Consider the following 26406-nt stretch of genomic DNA (forward strand, 5'->3'; position numbering starts at 1 on the left):
GGGAAGATGCGGCGAAACACCGCATCTTCTCTTTTTGCTTACTGCAGCTTTTGTACTGGAAATAAAATCCCTGTTTCCAGCTCCTCCTCATCTTTAACCATATCCACATCCTTCAGGTAGCGTTCGACCGAGGGGCCGGTTACCTTATATTCAGGGTGCTCGGCCAGCCACGAGCAGATCGCGTCATAAGCGTTGTGCAGGCCCTCAAAGGGGCCGATATGTGTAGTGGCAACACACAGGCGCGCCGGTATGACTTTAACGTCCGGGTGTTCACCGCTTACTTCTACCTGAGCCTCGATATCCATACTTTCATAGCTGAATTCCTCACCCAGATAAACCTGCTGCGCTGCGCCGCAGCGCGTAAGCCCCAGCTCATCGACTTTTTTATACAGCTCCTCAAACAGGTCTCCGGTTTCGCTGATGTTAATTTTCCGGCGGATACCGTAAACCCGCTGTGCTGGTGTTTCCATTACAATAACGTGATACTGGTCCTTTAACAAATTGCATTTTTCCATTTTCATCATGGCGTCCTCCATCTGACGGAGCTTTTTTCTGAGGGTATATATTTCATCATAGGCCGCCAACCGCCTGCGGTGGAGTCTTACAGCCAGCTCCTGCCCGGACAGAGTGAGCAGCTCGCCGATTTCAGACAGGGCGAAGCCGTAGTCCTTCAGTGTCTCAATCTCCGCCAGGGTTTCCAGCTGCGCGGCTTCGTAATAACGGTAGCCATTTTCACCAATACGGGTGGGCCGAAGCAACCCCATGGCGTCATAATACCGGAGCATACGCGGTGAAATACGCCCCAGCTTTGAAAATTCTCCAATGGTGAACATCCTTACCTCCTGTGTCATTCATTTTCTGAACCGGTTCATCTGTAGTTTATACCTTGACATGATGACAAGGTCAAGCCATTTTTTATTTTATCATCGAACACTTAAGTTATTTCAGGTATAATGGACTCACTACAACAGGAGGAACACCATGCAGCAGCCTGAAAAACGGCCGGAATTATCCATTCTGGCCCACACCCCCACACATCTCTACATCGCGCCTCATCCACTACTAAGGCCTTATATCGCGCATTACACCTTTTGCGCCCAGGGAGCACAGCCCAAAAGCCACCTTCCTGAAAAGCTGACGCTGATTCCCGATGCCAGCGGCTGTGTTGTCTTTTCTTATGACGGCAGAGCCCTGTCCGGCTGTTTCTGGGGCCCTACCACCAAAACGGTGGTGGTTTTCGGCGATGCTGAAAACATCCCCCTGCGTTTTTTTATCGAGTTCCTTCCCGGCGGCGCGAACCGGCTTCTGGGGCTGAACCTCAAGGATTTTACAGACCGCAGGGAACCGCTTGATCTCGTGTGTCCTTCCCTGAGCATTGGGATAAAGAATGCCTTTGAGCAAAGCCAAAGGGTGGCTTACCTCAGCAATGCGATTGACACACTGCTTCTGACCGCCTTAGCGGAAATGCCCGGCAATCCCCGGCCCCTTTCGCCCATTCTGAAGCATGTCAGCTGCCAGTCCACGGTCAGCACTGCGGCTGAAAAAATCGGATATTCCGAACGCCACCTCCAGCGTCTCATAACAGAAGCTCTGGGAATGCGCTATAAAACTTTTACCCGGCTGACCCGCATCAACCTCGCCATGCAGCGCATGGAAAAAGATCCAGTCGCTTTCACAAAGCTCGCGCACGCGCTGGGCTACTATGACCAATCGCATTTCAACCATGATTTTAAGGCAGTCTGCGGTATATCACCGACAAAATACTATGCTCACATGTCGGATTTTTACAATGAATCCTACAAGTTTTAGTTTATAGTAACAGAACAAAGAGGTGATGCTCGTGAAAAGTGATTTACAAACCATTCCCGGCGTTGGACCAAATATGGAGAGGCATCTTCTGGAGCTTGGCTACAGCACGGTCAATTCGCTGAAGGGGGCGGACCCTGAGGCGATGTATCGCAGAGAATGCCGGCAGAGGGGTGAGCAGCTGGACCGATGTGTTCTCTATGTTTACCGGCTGGCGGTTTACTTCGCTGAGAATACCGAGCATGAGCCTGAAAAACTAAAATGGTGGAACTGGAAAGATTGACACCACCGGTAAAGGAGATTATATGAAATATAATGCATTCATGCTTGTCGTATCCGATATGGAAAAATCCCGCGCTTTTTATGAAAAGCTTCTGGGGCTCAAGGTTGCCATGGATCTGGGCGTCAATGTCAGCTATGACTGCGGCGTGGCTCTCCAGACAAAGGAAACCTGGCTGGAATTCATCGACAAACCGGAAAATGCTGTCTGCTTTGGCGGCAATGATAAGGAGCTGTACTTTGAAGAGGATGATCTGGACGGATTTCTCAAGGTTCTGGAAAGCTGGGGCGCCGCGCTGGTACGGCCAATGTTTACCCAGGCGTGGGGACAGCGGGTGATCCGCTTTTATGACCCTGATCACCACATTATCGAGGTTGGAGAGCCTCTCTCATTGGTGATCAAGCGGTTTTTATCCCAGGGGTTAAGCATTGAGGCGACCGCCGAGCGCACCATGTGCCCGCTTCCCTATGTCCAATTCCTGGCCAAAGAGCTGGCGGAGGAAATAAATGAATAACGCTTCATGGATCGACGCCTATTGTCTGGATAAAAAGGGTGTCGAGAAGGTCTGGCAGGCCGAATGGAAGGCGATGAAATATCTGCTTCATGGAAAAATGTTCGCCTATATGGGGGAGCATAAAACCGGTGATCCCATCGTCACCATGAAACTGCCGCCTGAGGAGGGACTGACTCTCCGGGCCGCTTATCCCGGCACGGTTATTCCCGGCTATTATATGAATAAAGTTCACTGGAACACGCTCTACCTCGAAGGCGGCGTGCCAGAGGACACGGTTCAAAAAATGCTCGACAGCGCCTACGAGACAGTCCTCAAAAGCCTTCCCAAAAAAGCACAGCGCGAAATTATCGAAGCTTAAAGAAAAAGGAGAGGCTGCGGCGTTTTGCCGCAGCCTCTCCTTTTAATCTCTAAAGCAATCCCTTTAACCTACCGGGTATCCTCCACTGGCTTAAACAGGTGGATGGTGCCCGTTTCGTTCAGATGGCACAGCAGTGAGAGCACGATCGGAAAACCGAAAAGCCCTACAACGCCAAAAAGCTGCAGACCCACAAACATGCTGGCCAACGTAATCACCGGATGAAGGCCGATCTGGCTTCCCACAATTTTCGGTTCAATAATGTTTCGTACCACTGTGATCACCAGATAGACCAGCAGCAGCCCCAATGCCAGCGGATAGTTCCCCTGCAGGGCTGTAATCACAGTCCAGGGGATCATGATACCACCTGTGCCCAGTACCGGAAGAATATCGAACACCGCAATGACAAAGGCGATGATCAGAGCATTGTCGACACCGATGAGGGTCAGGCCAATAACGAGCTCAACAAAGGTAATGCTCATGATGAGCGCATAGGAGCGGATACACACAAAGAGTGTTCCCACCACGTATTCCTTGATCTGAACAAAAACTGTCCTGGTCTTTCCATTTAACTGGTGCATGACAAAGCCTGTCAGACGGTCATAGTCGATGGCGATAAAAAAGGTGGAAATAATGAGTAACAGCAGCTTGATAAAAAGCCCGGGCAGCGAAGACGCAATATCCGATACGGTGCCCATAGCCCCCATGGACAAGCTGGAAACCATCTGCCCCAGAGACTGCACCAGACGGTTAAACATCTCCTCAAGGGCTGCTACCAGGGCGGGATCCATCCTGAGCACTGACTGCTCTACCCCGTCAAAAATCCCCATGAGCACTGGCTCCACATGGAGGGCATAAATCTGGGGCAAATTAAAAATCAGCTCTCTGGAAGCCGCAAATGCCTTAACCCCGAGGAGTGAAATGAGCGTGCCGATGGTACCGTAAAAGACAAGCACCACCACAATCGCCGATATTTTCCCGTTCAGGCGCAGTTTTCCGGACAACAGGCGGATTGGCCCTTTCAGCAGATAGGCCAGAGCGAAGCCGATGATAAAAGGAGCCAGCAACGGCATGGCATATTTGAGTACCGCAAAGCACAGAAGCGCAAGAATGGCAAAATACATAAAATCAATGATAAAAGCCCGCCGTTTTTCAGTTTCCATATTAATCCTTACCTCGCATAAGCTTCCTGTTCCATATCGACCGTTGTTTTGGAGGCGCTGGCCTGCACCAGCACCTCGCCGATGCTCAGGATATGATCGCCGATGCTCTCAATATCCATAAGTATTTCGGAATAAATCACACAGGCTTCGTCCGAACAGAGGCCTTTTCGCATCCGGGCAATCTGGTTTCTCTGGTAATCAAGCGTCAAATCATCCATTCTCTGTTCATAATCGGCAATTTCAGTCAGCCTCTTTTCAGTAATGGCCTCCAGCCGGCTGAGTGAGTCCAGCACGCCAATGCTGACCTGCTGAAGCGACCGCATTTCTTCCTGGGCCTCCTCTGTAAATCCGATATGTTTTTCCTCCAGAAGCCTGGCCTGTTCACTGATATTGACCGCATGGTCCCCCACGCGCTCAAGGCTGCCGCAGATTTTGAAAAACGCGGAAACCAGAACCCCATCTTCTTCATTGAGCTCATAGGTTATGACATGCGAAATGTACCTGGAAATCTCGGTATTCAGATAATTGACATACTCTTCTGATTTTGCCACATCCTCTGTATAGCGGCTGCTTTTTTCCAAAACCCCTTGAAATGCCTGTTCCAGGTTCTCTGTGACCATTTTCGCCATGCGCCGCAGTTCACGCCACACACCGTTCACGATAATGGCAGAGGTACCCATCTGGTATTCCAGCGAAGCCTCAACAGGCTTGATGTATAAAAGCTGGTGCTCGCCGCTTTTTTCTGAAGGGCGCTCGGGCAGAATTCTGACCGCCGCCTTTGCCAGGAGCGTGCCAAAGGGCAGCAGCATCAGCGTTGTCGCAATATTGAACAGTGTGTGCATATTGGCGATCTGGGCTGCTGGATTTGCCGGAGACAGGGACTCGACAAAGGCCGTAAGCGGCGTCAGCATGCAAATGACTGTAAAAACAACCGTTCCAATGATGTTAAACAGTAAATGGATGACTGTGGTGCGCTTGGCGTTGCGGCTGGTGCCAATGGACGCCAGCACCGCGGTAATACAGGTCCCGATATTCTGTCCAAACAGCACATACACCGCACTTGGCAGGCCGATTACGCCGCTGACGGCCAGCGCCTGCAAAATTCCGACTGAAGCGGATGAAGACTGAATCGCAGCGGTAAAAACAGCCCCTGCCAGAATCCCGAGGGCCGGGTTCGAAAACCGGGTCATCAGATTGACAAAGGCCGGTGAGTCACGAAGCGGCATCATCGCTGTACTCATCATATCCATACCGATGAACAAAATCCCCAGTCCGGCGACAATCAGGCCCCAGTGGTGCAGCTTAACCTTTTTGGTAAAAACCACCAATGCCACGCCGCAAAAAGCGAACAGCGGCGCCAGCGCCCCCACATCGAGCGCGATGAGCTGGCCCGTAATCGTCGTACCAATATTGGCGCCCATAATGATCCAGACCGCCTGAATCAGAGTCATCATCCCTGAGTTCACAAAGCCAACAACCATGACGGTTGTGGCGGATGAAGACTGAATGACCGCCGTGATGGCCGCCCCAACGGCCACTCCCAGAAACCGGTTGGCGGTCAGCCGCTCCAGTATCTGCTTCATACGATTGCCCGCAGCCGCTTCAAGACCCGAGCTCATCATCTGCATTCCGTACAGAAACAGGGCTAACCCTCCGAGTAAACCCAAAACATCAGTAACACCCATAACTTTTCACTTTCCTCCTACCAGATGAACCACCGTCACGCAAAAAGACACACCCCGTATCCCTGAGGGTACAGGCTGCGTCTCACCTATTCTCAATGCGGATATTGTCTATAAAGACAAGGGCAACAACGGCATTGTTCATCATCATTTCTCCAAACAATCTGTTGATGTCATTATAAAAGAGTGACTGCCAAAACACAATAGACTGCCGAAGATTTAACAAACATTTAACAATTCACGCTTGACATTCATATAAGAGGACCGCGGCATTCTGGTTTTGCTTTTTGTCCTTTAACTGGTACAATAAAGACAACCGATACATCGAGGAGGTATCCAATGTTCAGCACCCTTTATCTCAGTGGCTTTTCCATTGACCGGAATGATCCGGCCTACACTCAGAGCTATCTTTCCAACCTGCCAGTCATTCAGCAGCTTGAGCCCTTTTTCTTTGAAAAGAACGTCACTTTTTTCTGCGGCGAAAACGGTACCGGCAAATCTACCCTGCTGGAGGCACTGGCGGTGAAGTATGGCTTTAACCCAGAGGGCGGGTCAAAGAATTTTGATTTTCATTCCCACGATACCCACTCCGTCCTGTATCAGTTCATCAATCTGACCAAGGGCCTCGCCCTTCCCAAAGACAATTTCTTTCTAAGAGCTGAGAGCTTTTACAATGTTGCGGCAGAAATTGACCGGATGGAGAATGAACCCGAAGGGACTGGCCTGTACAAAAGCTACGGCGGTCGCTCTCTTCATGCCCAGTCCCACGGCGAAAGCTTTCTGGCACTGGTCCAGAGCCGCTTCCGAGGCAAGGGACTTTATATTCTAGACGAGCCCGAGGCCGCCCTGTCCGCCTCACGCCAGATGACACTGTTATCCCTGATCCACAACCTGGCACGGGACGGCTCCCAGTTTATTGTCGCGACCCACTCTCCCATTCTGCTGGCCTGCCCCAAGGCAGATATTTATGTTTTATCCCCCGATGGCCGTCTGTCCCTGACCTCCTACAGAGATACCGAGCCCTATTGCCTGACCAAAATGTTCCTCGATGACCCTGAACGGTTGCTGCACTATTTACTGGACTGAAAAACTTTATTTTCTTCCTTGACTCTGCCATTATGTGAGGGATTATACTAAGGATGAGCTCAAGAAAACCAACTTTGAAAGGAGATGGGAATATGCTGAAAATTGGAGAATTTTCTAAACTTTGCCACGTCAGCGTCCGAATGCTGCGCCATTTTGAGGAGATGGGGCTTCTGCTTCCAGAACGGGTTGACCCCTTTACCGGCTACCGTTACTACACAGCTTCTCAGCTGACGACTGTCAGCACCATTGTCTCTCTGCAGCGCATGGGCCTGAGCCTGACAGCCATCGGTGAAATTCTTGAAAGCAGCAGCACTTCCCAGGCTCTTGAAACGCACATTGAAGCCTGCTACCAGAAGAAGCTGAAGGAAGCTGAAAAACTGCAGGTTCAGCTCTGGCAGCTGAAAGCCGCTGGTGAAAGGCTTCGCAGAAAGGAAGAAATCATGAAAAATTATATCGTTGTTGCAAAAGAATTACCCTCCTGTCAGGTTGCAAGCCTGCGTGATACCCTGAGTACCTACACTGAAGAAGGCCGCCTCTGGGAAAAGCTGCACGCTGAAATCGCACCCCAGCATCCCAAGTTCGCCACCCCGCCCTTCAGCACCGCGACCTACCACGATGCAGAATACAATGAAGCCAACCCGGATGTAGAAGTTCAGGTGTCTGTCATTGGCAGCTACCAGGATACCGGGCACGTCTATTTTAAAAAACTGCCCGCCCGCCTGGTGGCAAGCGTCACTTTCACTGGCGCCTATGACCAGATCACCGATGTCAACATCACAGCCATGAGGTGGATTGAGGAAAACGGCTACCGAACCAACGGCACCATGTTCAATGTCTACCATGTGGGGCCTGGCGATACCAGCGAGCCTGAAAAATGGGTAACAGAATGCTGCTTCCCCATTGCCGCCAAATAAGCGAAACGCCATCTAACGGAGAAATTCGTCAGATGGCATTTTAAATTTAGATAATAATTTGCTTTTGAAGATAGAGCAAATCCAAATGATAGACATCCTCTGAGACAATATGCTGCTGGCTGCACCATTTTTCGAGATCCTCTGCGCTTAAAAGTAACAAATTAGGCAGCTGCGGATCAAACTCTATTTTTAACTGGGTGCCGAGCGTGACGGCAAAATGAAATTTCTTAAAGCGCTCCGGCTTTTTCTTCCGCGTCATACGGGCTGTCTGAAGTTCTGCGTAAATCCACGGTGTTTCTTCAACGGTTCCCTCCTTCTTCAGCGAATGATATGGGTTCAGGAAAATCACACACTCACACTGGGCGATCATCTTGCCCAAGGCCATGTGCAGGACAGGGTAGACATGGCCGGGCGCAAATCCCCCGGCTACCAGCTCGTCTGCTGCCTTCCAGATCCACGAATCCACAAAGACTGAAACTCCCAGCTCTTTCTGAAGCCAGCGCTCAAGCCTGGACGCCAAAGGCCCATCTGCCAGAGCGTGGGATAAAAACACCTGGAATTTGAGCTCTGGAAACCACTCGGAAAGCAGAGCCTCGCCGTCAAAAGCGGCCCCCATTCCGAGGTATTTTTTCAGTTCCTCCACAACTTTCGCCTGATTCACACTTTCATCCGCATCTGAGCATGGCGCTCCCTTTTCCAGCCGGGCCATCTCTTTTTCATCCATTGTTAAGTTAAACGCTGTAAACATCTCGTACCTCATTTCAAAATAAAATCGCTTGAATTTTTGTTAAAACAAAATATCCGGTGCCGTTGCAATGGTTTACGTTTCTTGTAAATCAATTATATCGGATTCATTTCCTTTTGTAAAATAGATTTGCAGATATATTTTGACAAAAAAATCCCGGTTTTGTTGCCCCATTCGCATACAAAACCGGGTAAATCATATCGAATTATTCCTCTTCTTGTTCTTCATTAAGAACATCCAGTACAATTTTATCCTCTTCCTCTGCTTCTGGATGGCGCGGAGGCTGCGGATGCTCTGGATCATGGGGGCCGGGGCCGTGATGAGGACCGTGCGGGCCGCCAAAGTGCTCATGATGAGGGCCATGATGCGGGCCATGGGGACCTCCGTGCGGTAAATGAGGATGCGGCGGGGCAAGCGGTGGCATTTCTTCATCCATATCCGCTACTTTATCTTCCAGTGAGGTGATCAGCTTATCGAAAAGCACCGTGAGGGTTTCTTTTTCTTCTTCCGATAAAACATCAAAAAGAAAATCTGCGGATTCATCCTTTCGGCTTTTGATGGTTTCTGCCAGCGCTCTTCCTTCCTCTGTCAGATAAACGTTCCTGTTTCGCTTGTCCTCTTCATTTCTTTGGCGTTCCACCAGCCCGTTCCGTTCAAGCTTGATGATCAGCTCGCTCAGAGACGCCGGGCGTATGCCGGACTGCTCAGTCAGCAGCTTCTGGCTGACGCCGTCATTTTCAGCCAGCATCACAAGCACTTTTCCCTGTCCGTGGTGTGGGTCTTCCTTTGGCCCTCTCGGCGCAAAGCGGCGCATTCCCTGGTGCATTAAAACCTGGTATTTTCTGAACTGTTCCATTAATTTTTCATTGAGTTCGTTCATTTTTTATCTCCTTTTCGATTCGTGAAGCGAGGGCGTTCCGCCGCCGCTTCTTTTATTCAGGTACCTTATGATTGAATTTTACACCCTTTCCACACATTTGTCAAGGTACCTTATTAATTTTTTTAAAGTTTTGTTGCATGGCACCGTTCCAAAGTGTAAAATAAGGGTATTCCATTAAGAAAAGTAAGAAAAGGAGCAAATGATGTTACAGCAAGGTACCAAGGCCCCGGATTTCACACTGCCTGATAAAGACAAACATCCGGTCAGCCTTTCTGATTTTAAAGGAAAAAAGGTTATTCTTTATTTTTATCCCAAGGACAATACAAAGGGCTGCACCACCCAGGCCTGCACTTTCCGGGACGCGTATTCTGAATTTGAGGCTCTGGGCGCGGTTGTCATTGGCGTCAGCAAGGACAGCACCCGCTCGCACACCAATTTTGCCTCGAAGTATGAGCTGCCCTTTCTGCTGCTCTCCGACCCGGAAACCGAGGTTATCCAGGCCTATGATGTATGGAAGGAAAAGAAAATGTACGGCAAAACCTATATGGGCATTGTGCGCACCACCTACATCATTGACGAAGCTGGTATGATCGAAAAGGTTTATGAAAAAGTAAAGCCCGCCGAAAACGCCGACCAGATTCTGGAGCATTTAAAGGGCGAGGCATAATCAAATAAAGGCAGCCTTGAGGATTATTGATAGTCCAGGCTGCCTTTATCTGGTTTTTAAGCAGGATGGGACAGTGTTCAGCCTGTATCCGGACAAGGGTGCCGCCATCAAAAAAACAAGAGACAGCTCCGCTGCTGCGATGCTGTCTCAACACTCAGACTGCCATATTTTCCCGCTCTCTAGCAGTTTCCTGACATCCCGGCTGTTCTGGCAGAAAAAAACCTTTTCGGGATAAGCTTCCTGAAGACTGCGGTACCAGTCCCTGTGGCGTTTACTGCGCCCGTCCTTTAAAATCCACTTGGCGAAGGCATAGTCAAATTTTTCCTCACAGCCCTCCGCCATGCTCTCCCGGACCTGGTTCCTGGATTTGAGGTAGCGCAGACAGGCTCTCGGAAAGCAGACCCGCCTCGGCAGGCAGAGCATCATGATCTTATCCGCCGCAACCATGCGAAGCCCGCAGTGGAGATCGCCGTAGTTGCCGTCGATGATCCAGTCGTCCTGAGCCATAAAGGCTGTGACCACCGCCCTCGCTTCTGCGCGGTCCCGCTCCTGCCAGCCTGGAAGGAAGTTGACCTTATCCAGATGGAGCACCGGATACCCGGTCTCCTCCCCCAGATGTTTAGCAAGCGTCGACTTGCCTGATCCGCTGTAACCAATCACTGCGATTTTCATCGTGCTTTATTCTTAAACAGCACCATGGAGGACAGCGCCATGGACAGCATCAGCAGCATGGGCATCGTAGCTGTCAGGGCATCTTCCACTATCCCAGTTTCCGGTGTTTCCCCGGCCGCTTCGCTGGGCTTGGCAGGCGCCGCCAGAGTGCGGAACTCAATTTCGAGGCCATAGTGCACGCCCGATTCGGTCTTGACATAGGCCATGGCGGTGTAAGCCGTATCCGGAATCAGCGTATCCAGCGTATAGCCGAACTTGGTGACGCTGTTGTCGCCATGCATTACCACTTTTTTATAGTCTTCATCGCCAGTTTCGGCTGGCTTATAGGCAAAGCCGCGTTCGGTAATGTCTGCACCATCGGTATAATATACCCCTCTCAAAATAGCGGAGGTATCGGTAATGGTATCGGCCGGGCTCGTCGTCACGGTGATGGTCTCCTCGGCAAAAACTGATACGCAAAAGCAGGCCATCAAAACCAGCAGTGTGCATAAAAATGAAACGCTCTTTTCTCGCATCCTCGACTCTCCTCTTTAAAATTTTATATCTTCATTATAGCATAAAACAAGGCTTCTGTCCTTAGCCGATGTGCATGGCTGCGATCAGTGTTACCATAATCACAATGCTGACCAAAATAGACACCGAGCCCGCAAAGCTGGAAAGGCCCGCGTCACCCCCGCATTTTTCTGTAAATACCGGCGACAGTACTGTGATCGGCGAAAAGAGCAAAATGACCAGTACTTGCCGCAGCGGCAGGTAGAAATAGGACATTATACCCCGGCATATTCAGGGTATACAGCGCCTTTTTTTCCCTGCCTTTGCGTATACTGATCACAAAGCCCACAAGATACATCCCCACATTGCAGAAAAACCTAAACAGCACCAGGGTAAAGAGTGTGCCGCTTTTCTCAGAAACGCAGAATCCTGTCACAATGGCTGACGTCAGGGTAATATTCAGCATAATCTTGGTGACAGTATCCATTGCGCTCTCCCTAGAATAAATGCGGCTGCTTTTAGTAATATGGATGTCATTAACGCTGCCGCCTTTTCCGCCGCCCATTTCGCACAGTGCTCACATTGATCGTATGGCTCAGAGACTCGTAAAAAATCTGAGTCTCACCGGTAAAGACAGAGATGAGCAGCTGAACGATGAAAACAGCAAAGACCAAACCAAAGGCCAGGGCGATCACCATGAGGATGGTATGGGCGGTCCCGGTGTACAGGGGCAGGAGCTCATAGACCTTCATGGCGATAAAGGGGGCTGGTATGACCAAGAGATACTGAAGGCCGTAGCGCAGGATGTACTGGAAAAGCTTTGGCGGGCGTTTATTTTCGGACATGAGCCGGATACCAACCAAAAATTTTCCAATGGTCCTTCCCCGGGTCAGCCACGGTAACAGAATGAAATACAGGACAATAACAATGATGTAAAGCACCACCGAGCGTTTGCCGTCCATTGCCAGCATATCGCTTAAGGTCGGGCTGCCAAACACCCGCCCGGCAAGGTGCAGAACCCCGGTGAGAATGGCCCAGTCAAAGAGAAAGGCAAAGCCCCGCCGCATATAGGTAACGGTGCGTCCCCGCTTGTAGGATACCTCGTCCAGCCGGTCCCGCGAGGGCAGAAAAAAGCTGAAAACCGGTGTGATCCAGAAACCCACCAGAGCGCCGAAGGTGTTGTTGATCAGGTCATCCACCTGAAACAGGCGGTAGGGCCTTGGATATATCCCAAACAGGGCGCTCAGCTGGATCAGCTCAAAGGACAGGCTCACCAGAAAACCGATGAGGATGGCCTGCCACCAGCTTCGCCTGAAATAATACCGCAGGTAGACGCCCAGGGGCACCAACAGCAGGATATTAAAAAAAGGCTCGTAAAAGCACTGCTCTTTCATCGCTCCAAGATAGGTGCTGGGGTCTGAGAGGACCAGGCTGGTGTTTTCCCAGAAGTTTGTCCAGGCATGGAAGGGCACCAGATCCATGGTTGGGCTGGTATAGCGGGCGACCTCCGCGATGGGCGGCAGCGGCAGCATGGTCAGAAAATAGGCGCAGGTCATATATAGAATGAACGAATAGACGATCACGACTCTGAGCACCAGCAACGAACCGTATTTCCGATATTGATAAACAGCGTAGGGAATGGTAAAAAACGCTGCCAGGACCGGAAACACCAGACAGGCAAATTTTATGGGAAGTGTGTATGCACTCAGCAATTAAATCACCCCTTTTTTACTTTTTAGCATTTTTTTCAATTTTATCGGTTATCCTGCTTAGTATAGCATAGTTTCTTAAAAAATTGCATAGAATCCTATTTTTATACCCTGTGAAAACGCCTGCGAATCTTTTTATTGACAAATTTAACTTTAAACTATAATATATGTACTGTAAACATATTTTAGACTACAACAAATGAAAGGCGGCCTTTGCCATGTATATTGATCAGGTTCTAAAATTCGCAGATATTTTAATCGACTATGTGCGGCATGTGACCACTGAAATTGATGCCCTGTTCGCCGACGTGCTGAGCGATAACGGGCTGACAATTCTGCAAAGCCGTGTCCTGACAGAGGTCAAGCACGCGAATACCATCACCATTGGTGCCCTGGCCGATACCTTGAAGCTTAACAAGGCCAATGTTTCCAACATGTGTAAAAAACTGGCTCAGGCCGGCTTTTTGAACCGTTTCAGGGATAAAAATGATGAACGGGTCGTCCTTGTCTCGCTGACGGAGAAGGGACAGGAAACGCTGAAGGAAATCGACCAGGTGATCCAGAGCCGCTATGCTCAGGTAATGGAAAATACCCCTCCGGAGGATTTTGAGGCCCTGCAAACCGGAATGGACACCATCGAGGCCCTGCTTGCGCGCATGCACGAGGCCAATCAGAATAGTAAAAAAGAGGAGCATGCAGATGAATAAAGAAAAAATTGCCGTGCTGACGGATTCCTGCGCGGATATCCCAGAGACATTGATTAAAAAGCACGACTTGCACATTCTGCCGCTGAAAATCATCTTCAGCGGCAAAGCCTATACTGACGGGGTGGACATCACAGCCGCCCAGGTTTATGACAAACTCCCATCGGAGATCCCAAAGACTTCCCTCCCGTCTCCAGATGAGGTTCGCACACTTTTTCAGAAAATTTACGACAAGGGATACCGCAAGGTTTTCGCCATTATTTTTTCCAGCGGTCTGAGCGGTACTTTTAACCTTGTGCGGCTGATTGGCGGTGAGTTTGAGGGCCTGAACGTGCACGCGGTGGATACCCTGAGCGGAAGCCTGGGCACTGGCGCCATCGCTGTGCACACTGCGGAGCTCATTGAGGCGGGCCGGAGCTTTGAGGAAATCAAGACCATCCTGCCCCGCCTCATCGCCAACACCAAAGTCTTTTTCAGCATTGACACTCTGGAGTACCTGCAGAAGGGCGGCCGCATCGGCCTGATTACAGCCATGACCGGCACGCTGCTCAATGTGAAGCCCATCATCACCTTCAGTGATGATGGCCAGCTGATGAGCGTGGCCAAGGTGCGCGGGCGCCGGAAATCCATCCAAAAGATGATCGACCTGGCGAAATCCCACGCTCCGGAGGGGGCGCGTTATATCCTCATGGTCGCAAACGGCGGCTGTCCGGATGAGATGGACGCCGTCAAGGCCCACTACACCAGAGTGCTGCCGAACTTTGAAAACCTGTATGAGGGCGAGGTCGACTGTACCCTGGGCACCCATGTGGGCCCAAACCTGCTGGGCGCCGGGATATTGGTGCTGGGAGAAAATGATTAAAAAGAAGATGCGGCAAAACGCCGCATCTTCTTTTTTCGTTCTTTTTATTTTCGGTGGTAAATTTCGTGCAGCCTGCTGTAGAGCCCTGACAGGCAGCCGTAAATGTTTTTAAACACCTCGTGATAGAGCTCTTTATAGATTTTATACTGCTCCATATCTGGGGTAAAAACGTCCTTTTTGTGCACCATGGCGGCCACAGCCTCATGGTAGTCCTTAAAGGCGCCGAGGCCCACAAAGGCGGCTTCGGCGCAGCCGATGCCTGCCACCTCGTGGGTCTGGGTGCGGACTGCGGAAATGCCGAACATATCGGCTGTGATCTGGCAGATCTCATCACTCTGGGAACCGCCGCCGCCCAGGTAGATTTCCTCAAAGCAGTGACCTGCCCGTTTTTCCATGAGGCGCATGCCGTCCATAAGTGCGAAGTTGATGCCCTCGATGATGGCTCTGTAAATATGAATACGGGTATGGCAGTCTGAAAAGCCAATGACCGCGCCCCGGGCGGTGGGCATGGTGACATTGGGGGTAAAATAGGGCTGGAACAGCAAGCCCTCGCAGCCGGGCGGTATCTCTTTAAGGCGCCGGTTCAGCAGTTCCTCGGCCGGGACGCCCAGCTCTCTGGCCTGGCGCACCTCTTTTTCGGCAAACTCCTGCTTAAACCAGGAGATGAGCCAGTAGCCCCGGAATATCTCGATCTCTGGGGTGAAATTCCCCGGGATAATGGAGGGATAAGGCGGGATGAAGCGCTCTGGCTCCAGATAACGGTCGATGGTAAAAGTGATCATGGCGGTGGTGCCCAGGCCGATGGCGGCCTTTTCCTTCGTGGTGCAGCCCAGGCCCAGCACCTCGCAGGCCTTGTCGGAGCCGGAGGCGATAAGGGGCAGCCCCTCGGCAAGGCCAGTGTCCCCGGCGGCCTTTGGGGTGATTTTCCCCAGCACCTCGCCCGATTCCACGATGGGGCAGAGCTTTTCGGCTTCGACGTCAAAGATGGGGCGGGTCAGAGCGCCCTTTTTCTGCCACCCCCGCTGCTGGGTGTCAAAGGGGATGTGCCCCACCTGGCTGGCAGCCGTGTCAGCCATATTGCCGGTGAGGCGGTAGATCAGGTAGCCGCTGAGCAGCAGATACTGGTGGGTCTTTTCCCAGATTTCCGGCTCGTTCTCGGCTATCCAGTTGCAGTGGGATTTCTGGTATTGGAGTTTGGCGGTGGCATCCATCCCAACGGCCTTAAAAAGCACCTTTGAGAGCTGCGGCAATTTGGGCGCGCCGCTCGCCAGGCGTTTGTCCAGCCACAGGATTGCCGGCCGCAGGGGCTTTCCATCGCTGTCCACGCACACCACAGTATCCCGGATGGTGGTGATGGAAACGCCCTCGATCCGGTCCCAAAGGGATGGGCAGCTCCCCCTCAGCTGCCTTGCCGCCTCACAGATATTCTGGTAATACAGCTCCGGGTCCCGCTCGGCAAAGCCGGGCTCCTTTGAGACATAGGGCGGCTCGTGCCGGATCTGGCTTTTCCCCAGGATTTCGCCCCGGTCATTTACAAGCTCCGCCCTGGAGCTCTGGGTGCCAACGTCAAACACAAGTACAATTCGGTCATTCATGCTTGCCTCCCCCTTTTTACAATGGAGAATGAAGAATTGAGAATGGAAAATTATAGGGCCAAACCGGCTGTGCCGATTTGATTATCATCAAAATCGCTCCGCGATTTTGCTCTTTTAATTCTCCATTCTCCATTTTCAATTCTCAATTTCCTTTAAGAACCGTTTCTCCCCTTCTTCCAAATCCAGCCCCAGTGTGCCGCCGGGGTTCATGTTGTAGCCGGGGTCAAAATAATTTTTCAGAGCCCGGTAGACGCCGTATTCCCTGCGCCCGATCTGGCCTTCCAGCCAGGGGGCGAACATTTTGCCGATGCCGTGGTGGTGGCTCATGGCTGCGCCGGATTTCTGGATCGCGTCCAGAATGGTGGCGTGGTAGGCCTTAAAGGCCTCGGCGTCGGACATTTTGGTGATGAAGATAAAGTACAGGTTGGCACCCTGTGGATAACAGTGGGACATATGGGTGGTGACAATGGTGTTTGGCAGGGCGTGGCACACAGCGCGCACCTCTTTATGAACTTTGCCCATATTGGACCAGTTGACCGAGCATTCCAGGGTGTCGGTCATCACGCCGAAGTCCAGCATGGTGTCCCGCAGATAAGGGTCGTTAAAGCGTCCCTTTTCCCAACTTTTGGTCACGTAGGCGGTCAGGCTCATACCTCCGTAGCGGTGGGCGATGCGCCGGATATTTTTCGCCACATTTTTAGAAAAGCCTTTCTCGCCGTCGGTAAAGCCCAGGAACAGGCACCGCCGCATGTCTTCGTAACCCCGGAGGTCCAGGAGCTTCCACAGCGGGGTTTCGTCCACATTGTAGAGACGCAGCATGAGGTTTGTTTCCTCGGCGTCGGACAGACGAAAGACGGAGGAATAACCAGCTTCGCACTGCATCATCTCACGGGCCGCCTTTCTGGCAGTTTCCCAGTCCTTAAAAATATAGGAGAAGCGTTTTCTGTTTTCCGGCATGTAGCGGAATACCTTGAGCGTGACCTCGGTGAGCACGCCAAAAGCGCCCTCACCGCCCATCATGATCTGGTTGAGATCGGGCCCGGTGGCCTCTCTGGGGTAGTGGCTGGTCTGGATGACGCCAATGGGCGTGGCGTATTTCTGGGACAGCACAATATCGGTGATACAGCCGTAATAGGTGCTGTTCTGGCCCGCGCCGCGGGTGACAACCCAGCCGCCGACACTGCTGTACTCAAAGGACTGCGGGAAGTGGCCGCAGGTGTAGGCCCGCCGGGCCCCAAAGCGCGCCGGGGCGTTTTCAAGGGCGTCCTCCAGCTGCGGGCCGGAGATTCCGCTCTGCACGGTGATGGTCTGGTCGGTCTCGTTGAAGGACAGCACTCTGTTGAAATTTTTGCGCATATCCAGCGAAACGCCGCCCTTGATGGGCTCCACGCCCCGGGTCACGCTGCTGCCCCCGCCGTATACGTACAGGGGAATGCTGTGCTCGGTGCAGTAGGCCACGATTTTTTCAATTTCTTCGGTCTCGCTGGGGTAGAGCACCACATCGGGCAGGCTGTCAATCCGCTTCTCACGCAGGCGGGCTGCGTCGTAGCCGGTTTTACCGTAGGCCACGGCCAGCCTTGGGTAGTCCTCAGTGGTCACGTTTTCGGACCCCACAATGGCCCTGAAGGCCTCCAGATGGGCCTTCTGCAGCTGACAGGGCCTGTCAAGCTTCACGCTGTCCATGCCAATGTCGCCCGCGTAGGTTTTGAAATCCTCATCCGTCATCTGGAATTTTTCCTTCATCATCTTAAACAGGGATTCCTTGGGATATTTGACAAACTCAGGATCGCCCCATCTGAAGATTGAGCGGTAGCTGTCCGCCGGGGCCGGGGTTTTGACCCACTTGGGCTCAAAGCCTCTATAGGGTTTATGACGCATTTTTTTCTCCTTTCATGCCTGTGATCAGCACATCGCTGGTCACGATCACATCCACGCCCAGGCCCAGCACATCGGCAGCCAGGACGGCGCCGCGGCCGACTGGCGCGGTAACAGTAAGGCGGTTGATTGCCTCCATCACATCGAAAATCCGGTCCTTTGGAATCTCGCCAGATACCCTCACCGGGACGACGGGCACTGCCGGGTCCCTGGTGCTGACGGTGGTGCTGATGGTCCGCATGGGGTTTGTCAGCTCGCTTTTGGCAAAGGCTTCCCCCTTGGGGCACTGGTTGCCCGTCACCACAATGCGGCCGTCCTTTTCCTCAACCGACAGGATACAGCCGTTGGGACAGGTGATACAGGTCATTTCTCGCATTTACGCTTCCCCCTTTTCGATGGCGGCGGTCAGCCGGATGCCCTCATCCAGGCTGAGGTCGCCAAAATCAACGACCAGGCGCTCCATTTCCGGGGGTTTCAGGTTTCTGAGCTTTTTCTCAAACACTGGCTGGCCGTCTGCCCTCAGGGTAAAGGTGCCGCGCTTCAGGATCTCACGGCTCCTGAAATAAAAGACGGCAGGTTCAAGCCCTCCGGTCCGGCGGACGCGCTGGGGCACCAGATAGCCGATGGAATCATCCGGTGTAATTTCGAGACTTTGCTCACGCTGGCCCGGACGGTAAGCCGCAGCGGCCCTGCCGGCCAGCTCGCCGCTCTCGGACACATAGTCCACCAGGTCGTTGACGTGAAGGGCGTTCCCGCAGGAGAATACCCCGTCCACGCTTGTCATCAGCCGGTCATCGCAGACCGGGCCTCTGGTCCGCGGATCAAGGGCGGCTCCGAGACGCTCGGCCATCTCATTTTCGGGTATGAGGCCCACGGACAGGATCAGCGCGTCGCAGGCAATGGTTTCCTCTGTGCCGGGGATGGGATTCAGCTTTTCATCTACCCGGGCGACGGCCACGCCCTCCAGCCGCTCCTGCCCAAAGACGCGAGTGACGGTGTGCGAGAGGTGCAGAGGAATTTCATAATCCTCCAGACACTGGACGATATTGCGGGTAAGGCCCGACGGTGTGGGCTTGACCTCGTACACGCCCAGCACCTCGGCGCCCTCCAGCGTCAGCCGCCTGGCCATGATGAGGCCAATATCGCCGCTGCCCAGAATCACGCATCGCCTGGTGGGCATCTGGCCCATAAGGTTGACAAAATGCTGGGCGGTGCCGGCGGTAAAGACGCCAGCCGGCCTGGTGCCGTGGATAAAGACCTGGCGGGCGGTGCGCTCCCGGCAGCCGGTGGCCAGAACCATGGCGCGGGCCGTGATCTCGGCCATGCCCTCTCGGGTGACCGCGGTCACGCCAAAGCCATCCTCCTTCTCACAGACCGAGGTGACAAAGGTCTGAAGCAAGGCTGGGATGCCCAGAGCGTAAAATTCATCCATAAAGCGCTCCACGTACTCTGGCCCTGACAGCTTTTCGTCAAAGCGGATCAGGCCAAAGCCATCGTGGATACACTGCTTCATAATGCCGCCCAGACGGGCTTCACGCTCAATGAGCAGTACCGAAGCACCTTCCTTTTTCGCGGCGATGGCGGCCGCCAGACCGGCTGGCCCGCCGCCGATGACTAAAACATCAACGCTTTTCACTGGCTTCCCTCCTTTGTCTTTCCATAGCTGATGACCGCGCCGTCACCGGCCTTACGCACCGCCTCGATGGGCATACCCGTGGCCTCGCTGATGATCTGTGTAACCAGCGGCATACAGAATCCGCCCTGGCAGCGGCCCATGCCGGGCCGCACGCGCTTTTTTACGCCGTCCACTGTGGGTACCGAAAGCGGTGACCTCAGCGCGTCCAGAATCTCACCCTTGCTGATCTCCTCACACCGGCACACAATCACACCATAATCTGGGTTTTCCCGGATCATACGGTCCCGCTCCTTTTCAGGCAGCTCCCTCAGAACAGGAATGCCCTTCCGCCTGGGGTTAAAACGGTCGTTGGGCAGAACGGCGCGCGTCTGGCCCAGAAGGCCTGCCGCCATTTCAGCCACATCCACTGCCACAGCCGGCGCGGTCGTGAGGCCCGGGGACTGGATGCCCGCGCAGTGGATCAGGTTCTTTGTCCGCCGGCCCTGCTCGATGACAAAATCCTCCTCAAAGGTCGCCGGGCGCACACCGGTAAAATAGGTGATGATATCCCGTTCCCGGAGGTCGGGGGCGGTCAGCTTCTGCTTTTCAAACACCGCGTCAATGGCGGACTGCTCGGTGGCGAAGTTTTCCTTCTCCCAGGTTTCTACCGCGTTGGGGCCTACCAGCAGGTTGCCGTGAACCGTGTGCAGAATGCCGCCGCCCTTGGTGTGAGCAACGTTCTTTTCCAGTGTCTTGATAGAGGCGATGCCAGAGAGCAGGCCCCCGGCCTTTTTATCCAGAATCGAGTTGGTCCCCCTGCGGGGATGAATGGAATAAAAACAATCCTCGGCCATCCGGGCGATGTCCTCGGCAAAGGCCCCGGCCGCGTTGATGACAAGCCCCGGGTACAGCGTCCCCCGGTTCGTCTCCACCGCGGTGATGGCTTCGTTTTCAACCTTCATGCCAAGCACGGCGGTGTTCAGGCTGATCCGCGCGCCGTTCTGCACTGCGTTCTCGCCGTAGGCAATGGTGAGGCCATAGGGGCACACACACCCGGCGCTTGGATTAAACAGCGCAAATTTAAAATCCCGGTTGAGGCGCGGCTCCCGCTCCCGCAGCTCCTGGCGCCCCATGAGTCGGGTATCCGCCACACCACACACATGGCGGCGCTGCCAGGCATAGGCTCGGATAAAAGGGTACAGGGCCTTGCTTGTAAAGCCCACATACTGCCCGCACCGCTCAAAGGGCACGTCCAGCTCGTCGCAGACCGTATCAAACATCTGGTTGCCCAGAAGCACATAGTGCTGCTTCAGCGACCCTTTGTTTAAATCGACCCCGGGGTGCACCTCGCCGTCATTTCTGCCTGAGGCGTGCATGGCCAGGTCAGCCTCCTTGTCCACCAACAATACATCAAGCTGCCATCTGGTCAGCTCCCTGGCGATGCTGGCCCCTGAGATGCCGCCCCCGATGATGAGCACATCCGGCCGGGCCCCATCAAGGGCCTTGTCTTTCAGCGCGGGCACACGCATTTCGGGCATATGGGCTCCCGTAAAAATAATATCGTTGACCACGTGCACGCCTGGCTTTTTACTGACGCACATGCTGCAGGCCGAGACGATGTCCTCCCAGTTTGAAAGCTGCCCGGTTACACGGATAACGCGGTCCTCAAGCCGTACAGAAAGCGTCTCTCCAAAGCGGGCGCGCAGTCTGCGGGTCATTTTTTCTGCATTCACTTAATCACCCCTTTATCTAGTGAATAATGGATAATGGATAATGGATAGTTGATAGTTGATAGTTGATAGTTAATAGTTAATCATCAACTATCAAGTCGGTTATATGACCGACTTTTCTTAAGCTAATAGTATCAAATTCTCTCAGCCTCTGTCAAGGTTTACTTTCCTTCTCTTAAAAACGGCTCGACAAAAAAGAAATTACAGGCTATACTGTAAAAAAATGAAGGGAGCGATGAACATGGCAGCACCGAGAAAGGACGACGTCCGGGAACTGATCATAAAGGCGACCGAGGACCTCCTGCAAACCAAGAAAATATCTGACATCTCCCTGGCCGAAATCGCCGATTGCGCGGGGATCTCCAAGGGAACACTTTACTACCACTACAAGAGCAAAAATGACATTCTGTTCGACATCACAGACCGTTATCTGGACGAACAGTACGAAAACCTGGTGGCCTGGGTCGAAAATCCTGAAAAGGACACCTCCCTGCACCGGCTCATAAAATTTGTTCTGGAGGGCGATGTGGGCACCGCTGGGATGCGGCTCCACTTTTTCTACGACGCCATGCTGGGCAACGCGCGCATCCGGGAAAAGCTCCTGTCACGCTACCGCGAATTTGCCGAATACATCGCAGCGCGCATCAGCGAGCGCACCAGCGAGGTGCCCGCCGATTATCTGGCCTGGCTGCTTCTGTTCCTGTCTGACGGGCTTTTTATCCACCAGACCCTGGGCAACGAGCACCTCGATACCCGTCTTTTCATTGAGCAGACCGGGGAAATTTTCAAAAGAATCGAGTGAGGACGGGCATAAAAAACCCCCGGCCGACATGAGACCGGGGTACACGGGATACAGCTGCCTTTAAAAAAGGCGGAAATTGTTAAATCCGGGGGGCATTTATTTTACATTTCGTCCAGATGCTCTTCTTGCCCGGGCAGTGCGGCCTCGCCTGCGATCCGATATTTTTCCTCCGGAACCCGCCGTCTGCTCAGGCGCTTGCCGGTGGCCTCACGCAGAAGCGTGTAGCAGACCGAGCACAGCGGAATGGTGATGATCATTCCTGTGATGCCCATGGCGCCGCCGCCGATGGTGACCGCCACCAGCACCCAGATGGACGGCAGCCCCACGGAGCCGCCCACCACATGGGGGTAGATCAGGTTTCCCTCGATCTGCTGGATGATCAGGAAAATGACGATAAACCAGAACGCCTGCATGGGGTTTACCATGAGGATCAAAAACGCCCCCACGAAGCAGCCGATAAAGGCCCCAAAAATTGGAATCAGAGACAGGAAGCCAATGAGCACGCCGATCATCAGCGCGTAGGGCAGCCTGAAGATCAGCATGACCACCACAAACATGGCGCCCAGGATCACCGCTTCGGTACACTGGCCGGTCACAAAGCTGCTGAAGGTGCTGTTGGACAGGCGGAAGACCTCTAAAAGCTTATCCGTCACCCTTTCCGGCAGGTAGGCGTAGAAAAGCTTTCTGAACTGGGAGCCCAGCTTTTCCTTCTGCAAAAGCACATACAGGGCAAAGATGAAGCCCAGCGAAAAGTTGACCACACCGCTCGCGATGCTGCTGGCCACGTTAAAGGTGGAGCCCACAAAGCTCATGAGACCCTTTTGCAGGAAATCGACAATTTCTGAGCCAAAATTCGTCCAGTCGATGGTTATCTCGCTGATCTGCTTCGCAATGTCCGGATAGCTGCCTGCCAGGCCTGTGGCCCATTCCTCCACCTGCTTCACAAAGTCCGGCACACTGTTCGCCAGAACGCCGACCGTATTGGCGATCTCAGGTACAATGATAAAGATCACAATCACAATAATCAAAAGCACCAGCAAAAGTGCCAGCACCAGGCTTAAAGGCCGTACCAGTCTGCGTATTTTAGGCCCCTTCACGCGCTTTTCGCTAAAGAGATGGCGCTCGATGACGCTCATGGGAATATTTAAGAGAAAGGCCATGCACGCGCCCAGAATAAAGGGAAAGATCAAACCGATCACAAAGTTAAAGGCCTCCCACACCGATCCAAAATTTCGCAGCCCCGCTGCGAGCAGCAGAGTGAGCACAATGAGGCCGATGATTGTACGGACTGTTTTCTTGCTTAGCTCCATAGATTCCTCCAGTCTAAAATCTGTCATGTTTTATGCATACTTTACCACACTTAGTCTTTAAAATCAACGCTTCTGAATCAGCATGTCCTCCAACCGCACGAACAGCCCTTTTCACCGCTTTAGCGCCAGATCTCCACATGGTCGAACTGCTGGTAAGGGTACTCGATGACCCCAAGCCCCAGGGTGCGGGCAACAGCGGCCACCTCGTCACAGGGAACCCCCGGGCAGTACAAATCCGCCGCGTGGCCACTCAGGTGCCAGGAATTCTCAATGCCGCCCACCTCGGCATTGCGTCTTTCACAGCGAACACCCGAGGTGATGATGATGGGCCGGTCAAACGCACACCGCAGCGCCTCGATTTTCTCCAGCAGCTCCGGGTCCATCTCCGCGGGCCAGCCGTCACAGTCGCCGGCGCAGTCGCAGGCATACTCGTCCATAAGGAAATGCGCCGAGGCCCAGGGGCCGTCGGTGACGTCCCCGTCGGGCGGGGGTTCCGTCTCCGGCGCTGATACGGTTGGTTCGGACGCCTGTGTCGCTGTTTCCGATACTGTGGGCGGTGGCGCTTTATCCGCTGCCTCCTCCGGTCCAAAACTCATACCGATGAAAAAGACGCAGGACACGAGGAGCATGATTGAGAGGATTAATCTTCGACTGATGGTTTTGTAGATGTTTTTCATTGGGTTCTCCCTTCTTGATCAGGTGGAAGGTTGCAGATTTGTACCAACACTTTCCACCTTCCACCTTCCACCTTCCACTTAAAAAAGGGGGCTTTCGCCCCTTTTTTAAGCTGTTTCCTCAATGGCCACGTCGGTCTTGGTGGTGTCCACCCGCACGGCGGCCACGACCTTGGCGAGGGCGAAGCCCTCGGGCTCAAAGGCGCCCTGGTCCACGATGGACTGGGCCCCGGCCTTGATTTCGGCGTCGGTGATGCCCTCCTTGTAATCCGGGATGGTGATTTTATGATCCTTCCCGTCTGCGCGCTGGAAGGTGATGGTTAAATCTTTGCTGGTTGTTGGCATTTTTGTAGTCTCCTTCTTATTTTTAATTTTGGGGGTCTGGTTTACCTGTATTCTTTTTTAATGGAGAATTGAGAATGCAGAATGGAGAATTTCGGAACAAAATCGCGATGCGATTTTGATGAAAATCAAACCGGCTCTGCCGGTTTGCCCTTTAATTCTCCATTCTCAATTCTTCATTCTCCATGGTTGAAATCGCTATGCGATTTCAACCATCTCTTCGGCGGTCACCTTTACCTGTTTTTCCCGGATGGGCTCCTGCATGCCGGTGATGGCTTTGGCGGTGGCCACAAAGGCGGCGTCGGTCACGCCCTCCTTGACGTCGCCGTAGGTCTTGGAGGACTTGACGATCTTTCCACCCACTTCGCCATGATTGACGGTGATCTTCATCCCCACCGATTCCACTGTTTTTTCAATTGCCATGTGTTTTCTCCTTTTCGGTTTGTATTTTGTGCGGCGTTTTGCCCTACACTCTATACATACCGGATTTTTGAAAAACGGCAGGGTATTATTCAAAAAACTTTTTTAATTTTTTCAGGGCGGCCGTATGTGTTTCGCATACCGACTGATGTGCTTTTCCCTGTTTATCCGCGATCTCCCGAAGACTCAATCCCAATGTGTAATGGTCGTTGATCACCTCCTTTTGCTTGGTTGTCAGCCGTGAAAGGCCCTCTGCCAGTTTCCTTTGATGGCGCTCGTTTTCTTTCTTCCAGATAAAACCGTTCTCGGGGCCGGGGGCTTCATCTGCCAGCGTGTCTGCAAAGGTGAGCCCCTGCGTTCCTGGTGCTTTGTCGTCAAGCCGTTTTTTGGCCGTCACCGACTGATTAAAGCGCCCACTTTTCCATTTTCTGTAATACTGACACAGATGGGTGCGTATAAAAGCATTAAAAGCTGTGCCGCGCTCAGGATCAAAGCGCTCCAATCCCTTCATGAAGGCCAGAAGACCGTCCTGAAAGCCATCCTCAAACTGCTCATCTGGCACCTGAAACCTGCTCATCACGGACAGCACCAGGGGCTTAAAGGTTATGATGAGCATTTCTCCCGCCACTTTTGCGTTTTCCCGCTCTGGGCTGTTTGGGGGGTATTTCTGTCCATTTTTGTAGGTTCCGACCAACGCGTCGATCTCTTTGTATTGATTCATTCCCCCCTCCTATTCATCCTCATAAAGATCCGTTATACTCAATACAATCTCCGGGTGCCTGTCCTCCACAGCCTGGCAGTACTCGCCGAATAAATCTTCCGCTTCTTCCACAGTCCGGGCATAAAAGCCCACCTGCACCCTGCATTCCGCTTCCACCAGGTAGGGCCGGCGCTTGTGCAGGATGCCGGGACCTGTGCCATATCGATTCATCTCGTCACCTCCATAGGTTTTTAGTCTCCATCTGTTTTTTCTCGCGTGCCTCCCAAATCGCGTAAAAGGCGGCCACATCGTTATCCGGAAACCTTGCCCGGATCACTGCCTTTTCCTCCTCAGAGATCTCAGGAAGCAGATTAAAGCCGTTGGGGGACAGCGTGTCCTCAGGAATACTACCTGATAGAAAAGCTTTTTTATTGTTTAAAGGATTTATGTACGTTTCCAGCCCAGGTGCGGACGGGCTGCCCGCGACGTTCCAGACCTGTGTGCGCACGCACCCCCTCTCCGCAGTAATCCAGATCGCCTCAAGTCCCTGGTTAAAAGGATGCAGGCGATAGGTGCCTGCCCGCTGGGCAGGGTGCTTTTCATACTGCACCCGCCCGGTGCGGATCAGCTGGTCTCTGAGGTGCACGACCTGATAGTGCTTTTTGAGGCCCAGAAACCGCATGACCACCGTGTTGGGAAGATTAAAGTCCACAGGCCAGTACCAGTCCCCAAGCTCATCCCGGACAGCGGCCCTGTTGTTGGCGCACATGAGCAGATGCCAGTAAGCCTGCTAGATCGGGCTGATGAGCGTG

At 53.0% G+C, this 26406-nt stretch carries 31 protein-coding genes; 10 read left to right on the forward strand and 21 right to left on the reverse strand.

Features of this window, described 5'->3' with window-relative positions; genetic code table 11:
* Positions 1 to 38: 38 nt before the first annotated feature.
* Positions 39 to 833, reverse strand: coding sequence for a GyrI-like domain-containing protein (locus FYJ53_RS12775; RefSeq protein ID WP_013381295.1), 795 nt, complete (start codon positions 831 to 833; stop codon positions 39 to 41).
* Positions 834 to 981: 148 nt separating this feature from the next.
* Between FYJ53_RS12775 and FYJ53_RS12780 the strand changes: the two genes are divergently transcribed.
* Genes FYJ53_RS12780 through FYJ53_RS12795 form a run of 4 tightly spaced genes read left to right on the forward strand, consistent with a single transcriptional unit; the run spans position 982 to position 2958 of the window.
* On the forward strand, positions 982 to 1809 hold the full coding sequence (locus tag FYJ53_RS12780; RefSeq protein WP_013381296.1) for an AraC family transcriptional regulator: 828 nt from the start codon (positions 982 to 984) through the stop codon (positions 1807 to 1809).
* A 25-nt stretch (positions 1810 to 1834) separates the two neighbouring features.
* Positions 1835 to 2089, forward strand: coding sequence for a helix-hairpin-helix domain-containing protein (locus tag FYJ53_RS12785; RefSeq protein ID WP_041689898.1), 255 nt, complete (start codon positions 1835 to 1837; stop codon positions 2087 to 2089).
* Between the two features lie 22 nt (positions 2090 to 2111).
* A complete protein-coding gene (locus FYJ53_RS12790; RefSeq protein WP_013381298.1) occupies positions 2112 to 2600 on the forward strand; it encodes a VOC family protein in 489 nt (162 codons plus the stop codon).
* The gene (locus FYJ53_RS12795) at positions 2593 to 2958 is read left to right on the forward strand and encodes an MmcQ/YjbR family DNA-binding protein (protein WP_013381299.1); all 366 of its coding nucleotides are present in this window, start codon (positions 2593 to 2595) and stop codon (positions 2956 to 2958) included. Before FYJ53_RS12790 ends, FYJ53_RS12795 begins: the two co-directional genes overlap by 8 nt.
* A 68-nt stretch (positions 2959 to 3026) precedes the next feature.
* Here FYJ53_RS12795 and ytvI read toward each other — a convergent pair whose 3' ends face one another.
* Together ytvI and FYJ53_RS12805 are read right to left on the reverse strand one after the other, a co-directional pair.
* Positions 3027 to 4118: a sporulation integral membrane protein YtvI gene (gene ytvI / locus FYJ53_RS12800; RefSeq protein WP_013381300.1), complete on the reverse strand. Its 1092-nt coding sequence runs from the start codon at positions 4116 to 4118 to the stop codon at positions 3027 to 3029.
* Between the two features lie 8 nt (positions 4119 to 4126).
* Positions 4127 to 5803 carry a Na/Pi cotransporter family protein gene (locus FYJ53_RS12805; protein ID WP_013381301.1) on the reverse strand — a complete coding sequence of 559 codons (1677 nt, stop codon included), beginning with the start codon at positions 5801 to 5803 and terminating at the stop codon, positions 4127 to 4129.
* Positions 5804 to 6139: 336 nt separating this feature from the next.
* Between FYJ53_RS12805 and FYJ53_RS12810 the strand changes: the two genes are divergently transcribed.
* On the forward strand, positions 6140 to 6886 hold the full coding sequence (locus FYJ53_RS12810) for an AAA family ATPase (RefSeq protein ID WP_013381303.1): 747 nt from the start codon (positions 6140 to 6142) through the stop codon (positions 6884 to 6886).
* A 92-nt stretch (positions 6887 to 6978) separates the two neighbouring features.
* Positions 6979 to 7800 carry a MerR family transcriptional regulator gene (locus FYJ53_RS12815; RefSeq protein ID WP_177190844.1) on the forward strand — a complete coding sequence of 274 codons (822 nt, stop codon included), beginning with the start codon at positions 6979 to 6981 and terminating at the stop codon, positions 7798 to 7800.
* A gap of 46 nt (positions 7801 to 7846) precedes the next feature.
* Here the strand turns inward: FYJ53_RS12815 and FYJ53_RS12820 are convergent, their stop codons facing one another.
* Together FYJ53_RS12820 and FYJ53_RS12825 are read right to left on the reverse strand one after the other, a co-directional pair.
* Complete coding sequence (locus FYJ53_RS12820) at positions 7847 to 8548, reverse strand: toll/interleukin-1 receptor domain-containing protein (protein WP_013381305.1); 702 nt, start codon at positions 8546 to 8548, stop codon at positions 7847 to 7849.
* Between the two features lie 202 nt (positions 8549 to 8750).
* Complete coding sequence (locus FYJ53_RS12825; protein WP_013381306.1) at positions 8751 to 9425, reverse strand: MarR family winged helix-turn-helix transcriptional regulator; 675 nt, start codon at positions 9423 to 9425, stop codon at positions 8751 to 8753.
* Between the two features lie 202 nt (positions 9426 to 9627).
* On the opposite strand from FYJ53_RS12825, the gene bcp reads away from it, so the two are divergent.
* Entirely contained in the window at positions 9628 to 10092 is a 465-nt protein-coding gene (gene bcp, locus FYJ53_RS12830) for a thioredoxin-dependent thiol peroxidase (protein WP_013381307.1), read from the forward strand.
* Positions 10093 to 10239: 147 nt separating this feature from the next.
* Here bcp and FYJ53_RS12835 read toward each other — a convergent pair whose 3' ends face one another.
* From FYJ53_RS12835 to FYJ53_RS12850, 4 genes are all read right to left on the reverse strand, one after another.
* Positions 10240 to 10764: a DNA topology modulation protein FlaR gene (locus tag FYJ53_RS12835; RefSeq protein WP_148427965.1), complete on the reverse strand. Its 525-nt coding sequence runs from the start codon at positions 10762 to 10764 to the stop codon at positions 10240 to 10242.
* Complete coding sequence (locus tag FYJ53_RS12840) at positions 10761 to 11279, reverse strand: hypothetical protein (protein WP_013381309.1); 519 nt, start codon at positions 11277 to 11279, stop codon at positions 10761 to 10763. Before FYJ53_RS12840 ends, FYJ53_RS12835 begins: the two co-directional genes overlap by 4 nt.
* Positions 11280 to 11340: 61 nt before the next feature.
* A complete protein-coding gene (locus FYJ53_RS12845) occupies positions 11341 to 11532 on the reverse strand; it encodes a hypothetical protein (protein ID WP_123876079.1) in 192 nt (63 codons plus the stop codon).
* 260 nt (positions 11533 to 11792) lie between these two features.
* Positions 11793 to 12968 (reverse strand): VanZ family protein, encoded by a 1176-nt coding sequence (locus tag FYJ53_RS12850; RefSeq protein ID WP_154557367.1) that lies wholly within the window; start codon positions 12966 to 12968, stop codon positions 11793 to 11795.
* 215 nt (positions 12969 to 13183) lie between these two features.
* Between FYJ53_RS12850 and FYJ53_RS12855 the strand changes: the two genes are divergently transcribed.
* Both FYJ53_RS12855 and FYJ53_RS12860 read left to right on the forward strand, forming a co-directional pair.
* Positions 13184 to 13672, forward strand: a complete 489-nt coding sequence (locus tag FYJ53_RS12855; RefSeq protein WP_013381313.1) for a MarR family winged helix-turn-helix transcriptional regulator — start codon at positions 13184 to 13186, stop codon at positions 13670 to 13672.
* Positions 13665 to 14531: a DegV family protein gene (locus tag FYJ53_RS12860; RefSeq protein ID WP_073383575.1), complete on the forward strand. Its 867-nt coding sequence runs from the start codon at positions 13665 to 13667 to the stop codon at positions 14529 to 14531. Before FYJ53_RS12855 ends, FYJ53_RS12860 begins: the two co-directional genes overlap by 8 nt.
* Before the next feature lie 44 nt (positions 14532 to 14575).
* On the opposite strand, the gene FYJ53_RS12865 is transcribed toward FYJ53_RS12860, so the two are convergent.
* From FYJ53_RS12865 to FYJ53_RS12885, 5 genes are all read right to left on the reverse strand, one after another.
* Positions 14576 to 16126, reverse strand: coding sequence for an FGGY-family carbohydrate kinase (locus tag FYJ53_RS12865; protein WP_148427961.1), 1551 nt, complete (start codon positions 16124 to 16126; stop codon positions 14576 to 14578).
* A 135-nt stretch (positions 16127 to 16261) separates the two neighbouring features.
* Positions 16262 to 18004 carry an FAD-binding oxidoreductase gene (locus FYJ53_RS12870; protein WP_013381317.1) on the reverse strand — a complete coding sequence of 581 codons (1743 nt, stop codon included), beginning with the start codon at positions 18002 to 18004 and terminating at the stop codon, positions 16262 to 16264.
* Positions 17994 to 18377 carry a DUF1667 domain-containing protein gene (locus tag FYJ53_RS12875; protein WP_013381318.1) on the reverse strand — a complete coding sequence of 128 codons (384 nt, stop codon included), beginning with the start codon at positions 18375 to 18377 and terminating at the stop codon, positions 17994 to 17996. The genes FYJ53_RS12870 and FYJ53_RS12875 overlap by 11 nt, the downstream gene beginning before the upstream one ends.
* Complete coding sequence (locus tag FYJ53_RS12880) at positions 18378 to 19637, reverse strand: NAD(P)/FAD-dependent oxidoreductase (RefSeq protein WP_148427959.1); 1260 nt, start codon at positions 19635 to 19637, stop codon at positions 18378 to 18380.
* A complete protein-coding gene (locus FYJ53_RS12885) occupies positions 19634 to 21349 on the reverse strand; it encodes an NAD(P)/FAD-dependent oxidoreductase (RefSeq protein ID WP_148427957.1) in 1716 nt (571 codons plus the stop codon). Before FYJ53_RS12885 ends, FYJ53_RS12880 begins: the two co-directional genes overlap by 4 nt.
* Positions 21350 to 21587: 238 nt before the next feature.
* Between FYJ53_RS12885 and FYJ53_RS12890 the strand changes: the two genes are divergently transcribed.
* The gene (locus FYJ53_RS12890) at positions 21588 to 22148 is read left to right on the forward strand and encodes a TetR/AcrR family transcriptional regulator (RefSeq protein WP_013381321.1); all 561 of its coding nucleotides are present in this window, start codon (positions 21588 to 21590) and stop codon (positions 22146 to 22148) included.
* A gap of 101 nt (positions 22149 to 22249) precedes the next feature.
* Here FYJ53_RS12890 and FYJ53_RS12895 read toward each other — a convergent pair whose 3' ends face one another.
* From FYJ53_RS12895 to FYJ53_RS12925, 7 genes are all read right to left on the reverse strand, one after another.
* Positions 22250 to 23458: an AI-2E family transporter gene (locus tag FYJ53_RS12895; RefSeq protein ID WP_013381322.1), complete on the reverse strand. Its 1209-nt coding sequence runs from the start codon at positions 23456 to 23458 to the stop codon at positions 22250 to 22252.
* A 119-nt stretch (positions 23459 to 23577) separates the two neighbouring features.
* The gene (locus tag FYJ53_RS12900) at positions 23578 to 24135 is read right to left on the reverse strand and encodes a D-Ala-D-Ala carboxypeptidase family metallohydrolase (protein ID WP_013381323.1); all 558 of its coding nucleotides are present in this window, start codon (positions 24133 to 24135) and stop codon (positions 23578 to 23580) included.
* 105 nt (positions 24136 to 24240) lie between these two features.
* The gene (locus tag FYJ53_RS12905; protein ID WP_013381324.1) at positions 24241 to 24477 is read right to left on the reverse strand and encodes a DUF2922 domain-containing protein; all 237 of its coding nucleotides are present in this window, start codon (positions 24475 to 24477) and stop codon (positions 24241 to 24243) included.
* Positions 24478 to 24672: 195 nt separating this feature from the next.
* Complete coding sequence (locus FYJ53_RS12910) at positions 24673 to 24897, reverse strand: hypothetical protein (protein WP_013381325.1); 225 nt, start codon at positions 24895 to 24897, stop codon at positions 24673 to 24675.
* Between the two features lie 85 nt (positions 24898 to 24982).
* Positions 24983 to 25615, reverse strand: coding sequence for a sigma-70 family RNA polymerase sigma factor (locus tag FYJ53_RS12915; RefSeq protein WP_148428606.1), 633 nt, complete (start codon positions 25613 to 25615; stop codon positions 24983 to 24985).
* A gap of 9 nt (positions 25616 to 25624) precedes the next feature.
* Positions 25625 to 25825: a hypothetical protein gene (locus FYJ53_RS12920; protein ID WP_013381327.1), complete on the reverse strand. Its 201-nt coding sequence runs from the start codon at positions 25823 to 25825 to the stop codon at positions 25625 to 25627.
* A 4-nt stretch (positions 25826 to 25829) separates the two neighbouring features.
* The gene (locus FYJ53_RS12925) at positions 25830 to 26363 is read right to left on the reverse strand and encodes a restriction endonuclease subunit S (RefSeq protein ID WP_320075258.1); all 534 of its coding nucleotides are present in this window, start codon (positions 26361 to 26363) and stop codon (positions 25830 to 25832) included.
* Positions 26364 to 26406: the final 43 nt, after the last annotated feature.

It is taken from the genome of Eubacterium sp. BL-380-WT-2B (genome assembly GCF_009696115.1).
GTDB classification, from domain to species: Bacteria; Bacillota; Clostridia; order Eubacteriales; family Eubacteriaceae; genus Eubacterium; species Eubacterium callanderi.